This is a genomic window from Acinetobacter sp. YH12226 (genome assembly GCF_013417805.1).
Classification (GTDB): Bacteria; Pseudomonadota; Gammaproteobacteria; order Pseudomonadales; family Moraxellaceae; genus Acinetobacter.
Window position 1 is genome coordinate 405,305 of record NZ_VPDG01000001.1, and the last position, 13,602, is coordinate 418,906.

Below are 13,602 nucleotides of genomic sequence, written 5' to 3' on the forward strand. Positions count from 1 at the left end.
AGCAGATTTTCTAAAACTGTCAGAAGCTCAGTGTGACGCATGTCACGTTATTCACAATCCTCACATTAAAACAATAACCATAACAGGCAGAACTGAAATGTTGAAAATCGCAATATTCGGAGCTATAGCCGCCATTTTGACGCTCTTAGCTCGCGGTTGGGATGGAACAAAAAATCCATCACCACCGTCCAATCCATCTAACCCGTCCCAACCCTCTCATCCCTCACACCCAATACATTCACCCAAGCCATCACATCCCGTTCCGACAACATCAGACAGCTTAATTAGCAACCCACCTCTGTTACCGAAAAGTGCCAAGGGCAAATATGAGCTGATCGTGGCCTATAAAACCAGCAAACTCTATAACCCTAGAAACGGATTATGGGATCAGGTACTACTGAGAGGCTATTTAACCAAACCCAGTTTATTTGATAAGAAAAAAACCGGTGAATATGTCGAGGATCAGCTGGTCGGACCACAGATTCGGGTCAAACAGGGTGAAACCATGGCGCTTAACCTGAATAACCAGCTGCCACCCGAGTCAGAAACAACCTGCCCAACTCATGTTGAGAATGTAAATGAACCACACTGCTTTAATACCACCAACCTGCATACCCATGGCTTCTGGGTCAGTCCTCAAGGCAATAGCGATAATGTCTTTTTGAAATTCAAACCTCAGGAAAAATTTGATTATCAGTTCAAAATGGAACCGAATCATCCCGCAGGGACTTACTGGTATCACGCTCATCTGCATGGCTCAACTGCTCTTCAGGTGTCGAATGGCATGGCAGGTCCATTGATTGTTGAAGGCTCAAGAACACCAAAAGTCAAAAATGGCAAAGTCACCTCAACTGGAGATATGGATATTCTATGGAAAGAAAAAAACAGTTACCCGAACGAAAACATCCTGTTGTTCCAGCAAATCCAATATCGCTGTAGCAACCCCGATCCTAATATCACATTCGCTGTTCCCAATAACTGTGAAGGTGTAGGTATAGGCATGCTGGAAAATTATAATGACCTCGCTGCATTTGCCTCCTGGAGCGACAATAACTACTACACCTCTATCAATGGTAAAATTTTAGGTGAGATCAAAGCAGAACAGAATCAGTTTAACCGCTGGCGCATGATTCATGGTGGTGTACGCGATACCATTGGTTTAATCATTAAGGAAATTCCTAACTCCAGTAAATTTACTGCAGAACAAACCATTAAAGCCTGTACAGTCTATCAGGAGGTAGACAAGAAAGCTGAATTTGAGAAACTGAATAGCCTGAATGTGCATACTATCGCGCAAGATGGCTTAACCATGAATCATGTACAGACCAGAACCCTGTCCGTGTTCCATCCTGGTTATCGTCATGATGCAATGGTTGCCTTTCCGACCACCAATAGATACTGCATTTTTGACACCAAATTGAATATCGATGATGAAATTAACGCGCCATTACCGAATGTAGGCCCTCAAATTGCTCCAAATCATCGGTTCAATGCCCAACTGCTGGGATGGGTCAATGTAAAAGCAGCCAAGACCAAGGCTCAGACTGCTGCACAGTTCCTGAAAGATCGGGCACAAAAAATTGGTTTAAGCAAAGACATCCAGACCCAGTTATCTCAGCTTAATCTTTCTGCGTTTAGTGATCATCCATCATTGATGACACCCGAAATTGATAAAGTAGTTGCTGCCCGACCAAAACAATATAGTGCTTTTTCGCTCGGCCCCGACCCTAGAACTGGCGTATTCAAATTTGGCTTCCGACATAAAAAAGATGGAGATACACTGAGTTTTGGAGATTTCTTTGATGGAGATGGTTCAGTGGATGGCGAATATGTCCGTCAGTTACAAGTTGGACAGACTGATGAATGGGAACTGACCAGCGCTGGTTTTGGTGGTCATCCGTTCCATATTCATGTTAACCCGTTCCAGATTGTTAAAATTTTGAATCCTCAAGGTAAGGATGTCAGTGAGGCAGTAGCCCCAGAAGATCCGGTAAATCCAGTTCTGGATGATGTGCAATACCGTGGCATGAAAGGACAGTTTAAGGACACGCTTTTTGTAAAACAAAACTATACCTATATTGTCCGCAGCCATTACAAGAAGTTTGAAGGTGACTTCGTACAACATTGTCATATCCTCGACCATGAAGATCAGGGCATGATGGAAACCGTACGGGTCTGTGGAGACAAATTCCCTTGTGATTCGCCATTACCGGCTAGCCATCACCACTAAAGATCTGCTCGCTCAAAGCCAATGATTTCGATTGTTGGCTTTTTTGTTTGCCTCTATTTGATGCTTGCTGCACAATAACTGCATTGATTTATAGTATTCAAACCGGGGCTTATTATGGCAGCGTCTCCTGCTTTTACATTGTTTAGTCTGAATGGTGTAGATGCACAAAAATTCCTTCAAGGTCAGGTGACTTTGAATACTGAAAATTTGGCGGAAAACCAGACACGCTATACTGCAATCTGCAGTCTGAAAGGACGCATTCAATTTGGCTTGTGGCTTAAAAAAATCAGTCCGGAAAGTTTTGAAATCGTCAGCACTGAAGATCAGGCTACGGAACTGACCAATCATATTAAAAAATTTGGTGCCTTTTCAAAAATGAAACTGGAATTGGTCGGTCCAGTTTATCCAGTCATCAATGGCATTCATACTGACTTTGTGGCGACTGAAACCGATGTGACGATGTGGGAACAGCAAGCCATTGAATCAGGTCAAGCCTGGATTCAGGCTGCCACTGCAACCCTGTTTCAACCACAGGAATTACGTTTGCATCAACGCGAAGGCATTCACTATGACAAGGGTTGCTATCTGGGTCAGGAAGTCATTGCACGTTTATGGTTTAAAGCCAAGCCAAAACACTGGTTACATCTGGTTCAAGGCACAGGTGCCGCACCTGATGTTGCGACCAAACTGAATAATGATGTTGAAATCGTCAATAGCATCGCGATTGAGAATGGTTATAAAGCGCTAGTCGTGGCAAAACCTGAAGCATTGACCGAGCTAGGTCTCGAAGTTCTGGAACTTCCTGAAGCTTTGAGCGGTGATGTAGCGCGTCCGCAATAATCACTGCATAACTCATAAAAAAGCCAAGATAAAATTCTTGGCTTTTTTATTTTAGAAGCCATGAAACAGCTTGTTCATGTCTTTTACCACATAATCTTTAAAATGATAGGCCCGCGCATGTTTGGCATCAAACTTTGCCGTGAGTTCACCTTTTTGAAAGACATATACTCGGTCTTCCTGACTCATCAAAAACTCTGCACCAAGTTTCATCAGCAGCGCATCAATCTTGTCTTCATCGGCAATCGATTCATCAGCATTGATTCTGTCATAGTGACGTTTAATGGTTTTGACAAACATGGTTAAATCCTGGGAGTCTGATTCAAACCGAGATTTAATCAGAGAAGTCGGCTGAAGCAAAGTAATCCTTTTGATATCTGCAGGATTGATCAGAAACCTGTGCAAATCATGCATCGATTTAATCGGTGTATTGTGCTTCGATGATTTGTATTTAGTGACAAATTGTATATTTACAAAGCACAAAATCCTTTTATGATGTAAGTGAAAATGATTAAAACGGCACCAAGGAATAAGGTGCCAGCAATAATAAGGTTATAGGAACCATGAAAAAATTAGTACTCGCTACAGTTCTTGCCCTTTCTGCGCAATTCGCTCTGGCAAATACCGTAAAAGATCAAGTCGATCCCCAATTCCAAAAAGTTGAGGCCATGGTCAAAGCCAATAATTTTAAAGGTGCCTATGACGCTTTGAATCAATTGGCCAGTCAGGGAAATGCCCAAGCTTTATATAACTTAGGCTATTTGACCCAAACCGGCCAAGGTACAACCAAGGACGAGAAAAAAGCCATTCAGCTTTACGAGCAGGCAGCCAGCAAAGGCTATCCGGTGGCCAATTATGTACTGGGTAAAAACTATGCAGCCGGCACACTCGGCCTCAAACAGGATTTGGCCAAAGCCAAACAGCATCTGGAACGCGCTTCAGCAGCCAAATTTGATGATGCCAGCATTGATCTGGCCATACTGCTATTTTCTGAAAATACAGCAGCGTCAAATAAAGCCGGACTGCAAAAGCTGCAACCGCTGATCAGCAAAGGCAATATGCAGGCCATTCATGCCAAAGCCTTATATGACATCAGCAGCGGTTTCAAAAACAAAGATGAAAAACCGATTCAGCAAGGCCTAAGCAGCATTCAGGAACTGGCAAAAAAAGGTTATATTCCGGCGCTGATGGCAGTAGGTAATATGTTTGCCAATGGCAGTATTGTTCCGCAAAACCTGCCAGAAGCGAAGAAAATCTTTGCCGCACTGGCGCAGCAAAATGTTCCACAGGCCAAAGAGTCTTTGGCAGCGGTAGACAAAATGCTGGCTGAGCAGAAAAAAGCACCTGCGAAGAAAAGTTAAGTTAATTCCACACAATTAAAATATAAAAAGCCCCATGCAATTTGGGGCTTTTTAATAGCAGAGCATTCATCTGCTAAAAGATTATCCCCACCACAAGGCAATTAAGCCACTGGTCACGATAAAACCGGCAATGGTACTCATCAACAATGGCGTTAAAGTTCGATCATTCAGACCATACGCCTGTCCCAACATGCCAAAAATCGTCGGCATCGGCAAAGCTGCAATGAGCGTACCAGCATGGACCATTTCCTGACTTAAATCAGTTAACTGGCTCAGTCCCAGATACATCAATAATGGCATCATGATATTGCTGGAAAATACCAGATAGAAACTTTGCAGATTGACATATTTCAGACTCATTCCTACGATCCCGCCGCCAATGGCAAACAAGGCCAATGGTGAGGCCGTCTGACCAATCAAGGCAAAGACCTGATCGAGATAGACTGGAATTTTAATCTGGAAAACCGCACAGACCATGCCGAGCATGACCCCCATAAATAAGGGATTCTTCAGCAAGGTCAGCAGTACACTTTTCAAAATGGCGCCAAGATTTGCCTGATGTTGTGTGCCCAGCGCAGCCATGACCAGCACCAGCGGAATCAGCAACACGCTTTCAATGATGACCACCAGAGAGGTATAGGTCATCGCCTGTTGCCCGATCAATAAGCTGAGCACAGCCGTACCAATCAGGCCAGTATTTGACATTGCAGCGCCCAACGACAGCACTGCACTTTGCGAATGCGTATTCTGAAAATGACGGCGCATAATCCAGAAGCCGCTACCATAGAGCAGCAAGGTCACACTGCTATACACGGCAAAGTATTCAAAATACCAGATTTCATGCAGGTCTTTGGAGGCAAGGGACTGAAAGAACAGCAAGGGCAAGGCCACTTTAATGACAAAAGCACCGACCGTCCCCACCTGCTCTTTGCTTAACACTTGACTCTTTACAGTCAGATAACCCAGTGCCAATAATAAAAATATGGGCACAATGACCGCAAAAATCATAATGCAGTATCCTCTTGCCAGTGATATTCCATTATAAGAATTTCTGAGACTAAAGCAGTGTTAAAAAGGCTCAAACAGGTGATTCAAACCATGCGGTGCACAGCGCAGATATTGCGGTGAAATCTTAATTTTTTCCTCAAGTGCTGCCGCTGCATGCCAAGGCCAATGTGGATCATAAAGAATGGCACGAGCCAGTGCGATGGCATCAGCTTGACCTTTTTGCAAAATATCTTCTGCCTGCTTAGCTTCAGTAATCAAACCGACGGCAATCACGGGAATACTCACGACTTTCTTGATCGCATCTGCAAAAGGCACCTGATAATTCGGCTTCACATCAATGTTCTGTTTGGCATGTAAGCCGGCACTGGAAATATGAATATAGGCAGCACCCGCAGCTTCCAGTGCTTTGGACAATTCAATTGAAGAATCAATAGTCCAGCTATCTGGCTGATCCATCCAATCGCTGGCCGAAATACGTACTCCAATCGGATAACCTTCTGGAACCGCCGCTTTCATGGCTTGTAATACTTCCAGAGTCAGGCGCATCCGGTTCTCCAGTGAACCGCCATACTGATCATCACGTTTATTGGAAAGTGGTGACATGAACTGATGCAGTAAATAACCATGCGCTGCATGCAGCTCAATCAGGTCAAAACCAGCCTCAACTGCACGTTTGGCACTTTCTGCAAAGTCAGCAATGACCTGCTCAATTTCCAACTGGCTTAATGCCTTAGGTGGATGTTCATCGGCCTGAAAAGGAATATCACTGGCAGAAACAGTTTGCCAGCCATGTGCTTCATTCGGCTTAAACTGACCTTTACCTGCCCATGGTTTATCTGTGGAAGCTTTACGTCCGGCATGTGCGAGCTGAATGGCAAAAGGCATCGGGGAGATGGATTTGACTTTTTCTAGTAAAGTCTTGATCTGCTTTGCCTGTTCGTCATTCCATAAACCCAGATCGGCATAACTGATCCGGCCTTCTGGCTGTACCGCAGTCGCTTCGACAATACATAAACCTGCACCCGATAAGGCATAGTTAGCCCATTGCTGCTCGTGCCAATAGGTAATTTCCCCCTGCTCTGTTGCAGAGTACTGACACATCGGCGCAATTACGATTTTATTTTGAAGTTGCAGTGATCCAAATTGAATAGGTTGAAATAGTAATGCCACGCTGTATTTCCTCTTTTTATTGCACAGTTTCACTCTAGAAATAAAAACAGGCTCCCAAGAGCCTGTTTAGTTATAACGTGAACGATCAAACTTTAGAAGATGATTCGTGTAGTCAAACCGAGTACCAGTGCATCATCCACATTGTTGCTTGAACCTGGATTAATGACATATTGCAGGTTTGGACGCAGCATCAGCCACTTTGTTGTGTTATAGCTATAGTTCAGTTCAATATTGTATTCTGCATCAGCATTGAAAGCTGGCCGTGAATCAGCAAAGCGATCATTCACATGCACACGGTTGACCGCCAGACCTAAAATGTCGTTCGGTTGACTGTCCGCAAGACCGATATATTTCACACCAATTTGTTGTGAATTATCCACTTTATTGGTATCGCGGTCATGCCAGGTAAAGTTGGCAAATGAATGCAAACCCTGACGGCCCTGACCTGTAGACGTTAACTGTTGTTCTACAGCTAACCAGCCTGCAAAGGTACGGTTTTTGGCATCAGTAGGATTGGCAATATCTTTTTGGTTGGCAACATCATCGGCCGTATTGTACATCCCGCCAACCCGGTAGCTGCCTGGCAGGCCATTCACTAATGATTTCGGTGTCCAGATTACTTCTGCTGGAATTGTCACGCCATCTGCATGGTCGGTATCCAGACTCCAGCCTTGACCTTCTTTAGCGCCATTACCATTATCCGGATTAAACTCATACACACCGACTTGTACCGCAAGTTCAGGATTGAGTTGCTGCTTCACGCGCGCACCCCATTGTGCTACAGGCGTATTCATCCAGATATTGCCCTGCCATTTGCCCATTTGCGCTGCACAAAATGCAGTACTGGCAAAATCACAAGCCATGACATTAAAGTCCATGCCCAGGCCAAGACGACCCGCCTTAATACTGAGTCCCTGGTCTTTATAATTCTTTTCAATAGACAGCTCGCTCAGACGACTCTCCTGATTACCACGCCCAAAAGTACCTTGTACATTGGCCAGTTGCGGCGCACTAGGATCCTGCAAGTCACGAACAGAGGTACTTTGACCCTGACGTGCACTCATCACGGCACGTACAGTGACGCCATTCCATCCTGCCAGCTTTTCCATATCCAGTTGAGTACCCAGCCATAATTGGGCAGAAGTTAATGGATCTGCGCCCTCATTACGACCACCATCAGCAAGATAGGCGGTATCGGTTAACAGATTGGCTTCAAATTTAATTCCCTGTTGGGCCAGTTCTGTACGTTGACCATTCCAGTCCCCCAGTAAATACTGACCTTGTGGATCAAATGCAGATTCCGCCTGAGCGGTTGTCATGGCAGCCATTAAAGGCAATAGAGCTAGACCTAAATATTTCATGTAAAACCTAAACATTCGGAGAGAAAAACAAGCAAGGTTTTTAAATTGCTATTAGGTGCATGAATTTACATAACTTTTCATACAAATTCCCAGCATTTTTTTTATTACTCATTAAACTTTTAGTTATGTCTTAAACATAAAAATATAATTTTTATTTAAAAAATCTTAAATTATTTATATATTTTTCATCAGCTTATAATGTATTGATAATTTCCATTCGATTTACTTCTAAGAAAATTCGCTATAAAAACATAGAAACCCAGTTTATTCTTTAAACAATTACAGCTTAAATAAACATGAAATACCCAGTCATTTTCCAGCGATTTCACCCCGATTAACGCTTGCAATCCCAGCCAATTCACCCAATATTAACTGCATCTCCCTCGCCACTGATGTGTTATGCCTGAATTACCAGAAGTTGAAACCACCAAAACCAGTTTATTGCCTTTATTGGAACAACGCGTAAAACGTGTTGAAGTGCGTCAGTCAAGCTTACGCTGGCCTATTCCGGAGAATATAGAAAAACTGGTGGGGCAAAAATTACTGAATCTCACTCGCCGTTCTAAATACATTCTGGCAGAGTTTGAACACGACACCATGCTCTGGCATTTGGGCATGTCGGGGAGTTTCCGTCTATGCAATGGCAATGAAGAATTACGTAAACATGACCATCTGATCATTCAGTTTGAAGATATCGAACTGCGTTACCATGACCCTCGCCGTTTTGGCTGCATTCTTTGGCTGGATGCACAATCACAAAGCAAATTGATTGACACGCTGGGGCCAGAACCCTTAAGCGAGAACTTTAACGCGGAGTATTTATTTGAAAAATTGAAGAATAAAAATGTTGGCACCAAAGTTGCAATTATGGATAACCATGTGGTGGTGGGCGTAGGCAATATTTATGCGACCGAAAGTCTGTTTAATCTGGGGATTCATCCGGCACAACCGGCCTCGACTTTAAGCTTGATACAGATTGAAAAGCTAGCGCTGGAAATCAAGCGCATCTTGAAACAGGCGATTGATCTGGGTGGTTCAACCTTAAGAGACTACACCAATGCCATGGGCGAAAATGGCTATTTCCAGCAAACCTTGCTGGCTTATGGCCGCGCTGGTGAAATGTGCGTGAACTGCGAGACCACGCTTGAAAATATTAAATTGGGACAACGGGCTTCAGTTTTTTGTCCTGAGTGCCAACCTTTGAAAAAGATCCAGCTCCCTGTCAAAAAAGTGGCAACTTTACGAGGGAAAAAGTCATGAAAACAGCCATTGTGCGTCATATTCTGGTTAAAGATAAAGAAACTGCTGAACAACTTAAAAAGAAGATTTTAAGTGGCGCCGACTTTAATAAAATCGCAAAACAGTACTCAACCTGTAATTCTGCCAAACGTGGCGGTGAGCTAGGTGAAGTGAAGAAAGGTCAACTGGTTCCGGTCATTGATAAACTGGTTTTCACTGCAGCAGAACGTGTATTACATGGCCCGATCAAAAGCCAGTTTGGTTTTCATTTGGTCGAAATCAAGTTTCGGATGGATTTTTAATATTTATAAATCCCTCCCTACCTCCCTTTGTTAAAGGGAGAAGTTCCCCTTTTATAAAGGGGATTTAGGGGGATTAGAAAAATTAGACTTGAGGTGGACGCTTTTTCAATTCATCACGAATTTCACGCAGCAATTCAATATCGGCTGGGGTGGTCGGAGTTTCCTCGACTGGGCCTTCTTGTTTACGTAAACGGTTCATGAATTTAACCAATAAAAATACGACCCAAGCCAAGATTAAGAAATTAATTAAAATCGTTAAAAAGTTACCGTAAGTCAGTACATTCACACCAGCTTTAGTCAAGGCATCTAAAGATTGTAAATTGTCTGGGTTTCTTCCTAAAATAAAGAATTTTTGCGTAAAATCGACGCCACCACCGGTAATCACGGTAATTAAAGGCATAATAATGTCTTTCACCAATGAATCGATGATCTTGCTAAAAGCACCACCGATGATGACACCAATCGCCAGATCCATCATGTTGCCTTTGATCGCAAACTCTTTAAATTCTTGAATAATGCTCATAACTGCTCCCATATTTTATTTTCAAGTTTTGGGTCAAATTATACCTGAGTAAATACTTGTAATTTTGACCTAGTTTAATGCGTTTTAGTAAATTGTGATCTAAGCATAGCGTAAATATAAAAAAACCGTAATCTTCGAAAAGATTACGGTTTCTGAAAACCCGAAATAATCTAGCGATTATTTACCTGAACGGTTACGTTTACGTTCATTTTCAGTCAAGAAACGCTTACGGATACGGATTGACTTAGGTGTTACTTCTACTAATTCATCATCTTCAATAAACTCAAGTGCTTGCTCAAGTGTATATTCAATCGCAGGAACAAGAGTCAACGCATCGTCAGTACCAGAAGCACGTACGTTCGTTAACTGTTTTGCTTTAGTCGGGTTAACTGTCATGTCGTCTGAACGAGAGTTAATACCGATGATCATACCTTCATAAACTTCTAACTGTGGTTTCGCGAATAGACGACCACGGTCTTGAAGTGTGAACAGTGCATAGCCCAGGCAAGTACCTTGAACCATTGAAATCAACACACCGTTTTGACGTTTCGCAACAGTACCTTGCTTCATTGGACCGTAGTGCGAGAAGCTAGACGTCATGATCCCTGTACCAGAAGTCATGGTCAGGAATTCAGAACGGAAACCAATCAGACCGCGTGAAGGAACAGTGGCTTCAATACGGATACGGCCTTTACCGTCAACTTCCATATTGGTCATTTCACCTTTACGATGACCCATTTGTTCCATTACAGCGCCTTGGTGCTGTTCTTCAACGTCAAAAGTAACGTTTTCGTATGGCTCTTGTTTTTCACCATCAATTTCTTTAATGATTACTTGTGGACGAGATACGCCCATTTCGAAGCCTTCGCGACGCATGTTTTCAATAAGAACTGAAAGGTGAAGTTCACCACGACCAGATACTTTGAAACGGTCTGGACTGTCAGTATCTTCAACACGTAATGCTACGTTGTGAATCAATTCGCGGTCTAGACGTTCACGGATATTACGTGAAGTTACGAACTTACCTTCTTTACCAGCAAACGGTGAGTTGTTTACCTGGAATGTCATCGATACTGTAGGTTCATCTACAGACAATGGCGGTAAAGCTTCAACATTTTTCGGATCACAAATGGTGTCAGAAATGTTGAGTGCATCGATACCCGTTACACAAACGATATCGCCTGCAGAAGCTTCTTCAACGTCAACGCGATCTAAACCGTGGTAACCCATGATTTTTAAGATACGCCCGTTACGTGTTTTGCCATCTTTATCGATTACAGTTACTTGTGTGTTTAATTTCACTGAACCACGCTGGATACGACCAATACCGATAACGCCTACGAAGCTGTTATAGTCAAGTGAAGATACTTGCATTTGGAATGGACCATCAACGTCAACCGCTGGTGGTTCAACGATGTCTACGATCGTTTGGAACAATGGAGTCATGTCTTCAGCAAGTTCTTCTGGAGAAGGACCAGCAACACCACGAAGGCCTGAAGCATAAACAACTGGGAAGTCTAACTGTTCGTCAGAAGCACCTAAGTTATCGAACAAATCAAATACTTGGTCAATTACCCAGTCTGGACGCGCGCTTGGCTTGTCGACTTTGTTAATAATCACGATTGGTTTTAAACCACGTGCGAACGCTTTTTGCGTTACGAAACGAGTTTGTGGCATCGGGCCTTCTTGTGAGTCAACAAGAAGAAGTACGCAGTCAACCATCGACATTACACGTTCAACTTCACCACCGAAGTCGGCGTGTCCCGGGGTGTCCACGATGTTAATACGGTATTCAGTATTGGTACGTTCATCTAACCATTTGATTGCAGTGTTTTTTGCAAGAATGGTAATACCACGTTCGCTTTCAATAGCGCCAGAATCCATGACACGCTCGATCTCACCCGCGCGATCACCGAGAGCACCTGATTGTTGCAAAAGTTTGTCTACAAGAGTGGTTTTACCATGATCGACGTGCGCAATAATGGCGATGTTACGGAGAGTTTTAATATCTGACATGTAAATTCAATGCGTATGTAATTTGAGGGCAAATTATACAGAAAAATACAAAACTTTTATAGTCACTGTAACCACACTCCTCAACTTTTTTTGCCCAGTTGGGGCTTTTTTGATTTTGTAAAGACGTGTAACTCGATTAGAATAGCGCCACCCAGCCTTAATTTGCATTGACACATGTCTGATTTTAATCAATCTCCTCCTTCTAAAGATCAACTTGACTTGGTACATGGTCTGGAAGATCGACCAAAACCACTGATTGCTTTTTTAGCTGCATTCCAGCACTTACTGGCAATTATTGTCCCGATTGTGACCCCTGGCCTGCTGATTTGTTTGGCGCTTGGTGTTTCCAAAGAAGACACCAACATGATTTTATCCATGTCCTTGGTGATCTCGGGCATCGCGACTTTTTTACAGTCTAAAAAAGTCGGACCTTTTGGTGCCGGTCTGCTGATCGTCCAAGGAACCAGCTTTAACTTCATCGGTCCAATTATTGGTATTGGTTCAGCTATGGTGGCTGCAGGTACACCTGTAGAAGCAGTCATGGCGTCTATTTTTGGTGTGGTGATTGCAGGTGCATTTATTGAAATGGGTGTGTCACAAATTCTGCCTTGGATCAAAAAACTGATTACCCCTTTGGTCACCGGGATTGTCGTGCTGCTGATTGGTTTAACTTTAATTAAAGAAGGTTTAATCAGCATGGGTGGTGGTTATCAGGCCATGAGCGATAAAACTTTTGCCAATGCTGACAACCTGATCATGTCTTGTACCGTCTTGGCATTGATTATTATTCTGAACCGTATCCGGATTACCTGGGTAAAAAGTTCTGCCATTTTGATCGCCCTAATCTGTGGTTATGTTCTGGCGGGCTTTATGGGGCATCTGGATTTCTCTGGTCTAAAAGATGCACCGTTGGTACAGATTCCAACTCCAATGCATTTCGGTTTAAGCTTCTCTTGGAGCCTGTTTATTCCGATGGCATTCATCTATCTGGTGACCTCTTTAGAAGCGATTGGTGATATCACTGCGACTTCAAAGCTTTCCAACCAGCCAGTTGATGGTCCAAAATGGATGCAGCGCATTAAAGGCGGTGTACTGGTAAATGGCGCGAATTCATTCCTTGCCGGTATTTTTAACACCTTCCCGAGTTCCGTTTTTGCACAGAACAATGGTGTGATTCAGTTGACGGGCGTAGCAAGTCGTTATGTCGGCATCTGGATTGCTGCTTTGCTAGTTATTCTTGGTTTACTGCCTGCAGTTGCTGGTATTATTCAGGCCGTTCCGCAAGCGGTACTGGGTGGTGCAGTGATGGTGATGTTTGGTGCAGTCGCAGCCTCTGGCATTAACATTCTGTCTGGTGTCCATCTGGACCGTCGTGCCCTGCTGATCATTGCGATTTCACTGGCACTGGGTTTAGGTGTTGCACAAGTTCCACAAATTCTTGAACATCTTCCTGAGTTATTCCGTAATATCTTTAGCTCAGGCGTTGCTACTGGTGGTATCGCTGCCCTTATTCTGAATGTAGTACTTCCTGAAACAAAGAAGTAATTTCATGTCC

At 43.4% G+C, this 13,602-nt stretch carries 12 protein-coding genes; 6 read left to right on the plus strand and 6 right to left on the minus strand.

All coding sequences use genetic code 11. The features are described from left to right. Positions 1-97 precede the first annotated feature (97 nt). Both FTV08_RS01970 and FTV08_RS01975 read left to right on the plus strand, forming a co-directional pair. Positions 98-2,230 carry a multicopper oxidase family protein gene (locus FTV08_RS01970; RefSeq protein ID WP_180086443.1) on the plus strand — a complete coding sequence of 711 codons (2,133 nt, stop codon included), beginning with the start codon at positions 98-100 and terminating at the stop codon, positions 2,228-2,230. Between the two features lie 114 nt (positions 2,231-2,344). Beyond that, the gene (locus FTV08_RS01975; protein WP_180086445.1) at positions 2,345-3,070 is read left to right on the plus strand and encodes a folate-binding protein YgfZ; all 726 of its coding nucleotides are present in this window, start codon (positions 2,345-2,347) and stop codon (positions 3,068-3,070) included. A 51-nt stretch (positions 3,071-3,121) separates the two neighbouring features. On the opposite strand, the gene FTV08_RS01980 is transcribed toward FTV08_RS01975, so the two are convergent. Continuing rightward, complete coding sequence (locus tag FTV08_RS01980; protein WP_004645929.1) at positions 3,122-3,367, minus strand: hypothetical protein; 246 nt, start codon at positions 3,365-3,367, stop codon at positions 3,122-3,124. 263 nt (positions 3,368-3,630) lie between these two features. On the opposite strand from FTV08_RS01980, the gene FTV08_RS01985 reads away from it, so the two are divergent. Next, positions 3,631-4,428: a tetratricopeptide repeat protein gene (locus tag FTV08_RS01985; RefSeq protein ID WP_114541041.1), complete on the plus strand. Its 798-nt coding sequence runs from the start codon at positions 3,631-3,633 to the stop codon at positions 4,426-4,428. A gap of 81 nt (positions 4,429-4,509) precedes the next feature. Here the strand turns inward: FTV08_RS01985 and FTV08_RS01990 are convergent, their stop codons facing one another. The 3 genes from FTV08_RS01990 to FTV08_RS02000 all read right to left on the minus strand — a co-directional run bounded on the left by FTV08_RS01990 (position 4,510) and on the right by FTV08_RS02000 (position 7,967). Continuing rightward, positions 4,510-5,436, minus strand: coding sequence for an AEC family transporter (locus FTV08_RS01990; RefSeq protein WP_180086447.1), 927 nt, complete (start codon positions 5,434-5,436; stop codon positions 4,510-4,512). Between the two features lie 60 nt (positions 5,437-5,496). Next, the gene (locus FTV08_RS01995; RefSeq protein ID WP_180086449.1) at positions 5,497-6,606 is read right to left on the minus strand and encodes an NADH:flavin oxidoreductase/NADH oxidase; all 1,110 of its coding nucleotides are present in this window, start codon (positions 6,604-6,606) and stop codon (positions 5,497-5,499) included. Between the two features lie 92 nt (positions 6,607-6,698). Continuing rightward, a complete protein-coding gene (locus FTV08_RS02000; RefSeq protein WP_180086451.1) occupies positions 6,699-7,967 on the minus strand; it encodes a carbohydrate porin in 1,269 nt (422 codons plus the stop codon). Positions 7,968-8,366: 399 nt separating this feature from the next. On the opposite strand from FTV08_RS02000, the gene mutM reads away from it, so the two are divergent. Next, positions 8,367-9,227: a bifunctional DNA-formamidopyrimidine glycosylase/DNA-(apurinic or apyrimidinic site) lyase gene (gene mutM / locus FTV08_RS02005; RefSeq protein WP_180086453.1), complete on the plus strand. Its 861-nt coding sequence runs from the start codon at positions 8,367-8,369 to the stop codon at positions 9,225-9,227. Beyond that, a complete protein-coding gene (locus FTV08_RS02010) occupies positions 9,224-9,508 on the plus strand; it encodes a peptidylprolyl isomerase (RefSeq protein ID WP_180086455.1) in 285 nt (94 codons plus the stop codon). The genes mutM and FTV08_RS02010 overlap by 4 nt, the downstream gene beginning before the upstream one ends. Before the next feature lie 82 nt (positions 9,509-9,590). On the opposite strand, the gene mscL is transcribed toward FTV08_RS02010, so the two are convergent. Both mscL and typA read right to left on the minus strand, forming a co-directional pair. Then, positions 9,591-10,031, minus strand: coding sequence for a large conductance mechanosensitive channel protein MscL (mscL, locus tag FTV08_RS02015; RefSeq protein WP_004281717.1), 441 nt, complete (start codon positions 10,029-10,031; stop codon positions 9,591-9,593). Positions 10,032-10,208: 177 nt separating this feature from the next. Beyond that, on the minus strand, positions 10,209-12,047 hold the full coding sequence (gene typA, locus FTV08_RS02020; protein WP_004281716.1) for a translational GTPase TypA: 1,839 nt from the start codon (positions 12,045-12,047) through the stop codon (positions 10,209-10,211). 174 nt (positions 12,048-12,221) lie between these two features. Here typA and FTV08_RS02025 point away from each other — a divergent pair, with 174 nt between their 5' ends. Continuing rightward, complete coding sequence (locus tag FTV08_RS02025) at positions 12,222-13,592, plus strand: uracil-xanthine permease family protein (RefSeq protein WP_180086457.1); 1,371 nt, start codon at positions 12,222-12,224, stop codon at positions 13,590-13,592. Positions 13,593-13,602 lie beyond the last annotated feature (10 nt).